The organism is Paenochrobactrum pullorum, assembly GCF_041929845.1.
Lineage (GTDB): Bacteria > Pseudomonadota > Alphaproteobacteria > Rhizobiales > Rhizobiaceae > Paenochrobactrum > Paenochrobactrum pullorum.
This window is the reverse complement of sequence record NZ_JBHEEH010000050.1, coordinates 1-1,233: the sequence shown is the minus strand read 5'-3', so window position 1 is coordinate 1,233 and position 1,233 is coordinate 1. Positions and strand designations below refer to the sequence as shown.

General features: G+C 44.5%; 1 protein-coding gene. It reads right to left on the bottom strand.

Going from position 1 to position 1,233, the window contains the following annotated elements; translation table 11 throughout:
* The coding region (locus JNC77_RS17560) for a linear amide C-N hydrolase (protein ID WP_374834804.1) at positions 1–1,096 on the bottom strand (1,096 nt) is incomplete at its 3' end.
* Positions 1,097–1,233: the final 137 nt, after the last annotated feature.

The window sequence follows — 1,233 nt, the reverse complement described above, 5'->3', positions numbered from 1 at the left end:
CTGGCGGCGTCAGTTGCGGAGGTAACTGCGCTATTTTGAGCTCCTTACCATTTAAATCGAAACTGTTGATGTCGATACTGCGCAAGACCTGATCATCATACATTTTAACATAATATTTTTGATTTTTAAGATCGGCAATGGTTGCCCATTGTGTATATTCCAACGGCTCATTGGCTGTCATATCAGTGCGTATCCAGCCTTTGGGTATGTCGAAATTATTGATGACATGCTCTGCAAGACGCACACTACCAGTGCCACTTGGCTGCTTTTGAACAGTTACTGAATAGGCTGTTGCACGTACGAAACGCGATGGCGGTGTCGTATCGCCCGGAATACCGAGCAGACCAGATCCCTGACCCAGCGGATTAAGTGTTAAACCGTCAATTTTTAATGGCGGTGCATTAATGTCTGAAATTTTAATATAATTTCTGAGGTTGGTCATATGCCAATCAAAGGCTGGTGAATTGGTCATAACCCCGACCGGATTGTCATAGATTCTGAATTTTCCGTCAACTGGCTCAATTACCAGAGACGCACCGGAGGCATCATGAATAGTATAATGTACGGGCGGGGCGAAACCCATTTCCGCCTGTTTCACATCAATGACTGTGACATCATTAATGGCGGCCTTGACTTCTTCAACCGTGGCAAAGTTTGTCAGAATCCAACTCAGCAGATCCCATGAGGCCAGTGACTTATCTGGATCTGTTTTTGAGCCGTCGGCATAACCAGCCAGTTCTGGAAAATATAGAATGCCACCAGCAAGACCTTTTTCATTCATTCCATCTACAAGAGCGTTGACACCAAGGGCATTTAAGCCAACAGCAGCATATTTGCTCTTCCATTTCATGCCGGTCTTACCATCCGCGCCGGTGCTGCTTAGCTCATACTGGCGAGGTATCATCAGGGCGTTGGATTTGAGCTCAAAAGCGAATTCCATTGTGCGAGCATAAACACCGCTGCCATCTGTTGTCGGCAAAAGAATACTCGTACAGGCTGAAGCCCCATAAGGAGCGGAGATCGCTCCGATGACGATCAGTGCAGTTGTTGATTTTGCGAGCTTTTTACCGATAAAGTAAGAAAGATATGGTTTCAATAAAGTCTCCTTCCAGACGAAATGAATATGGTTCTGTAATATGACTTATGTAAAACCCTAATAAATATAGTTGTCATTATGTTTTGTTCTGGACTTGGCTCTCTTTAGCTGAGTTCTTAAGCTTCTCCCCAATTTTA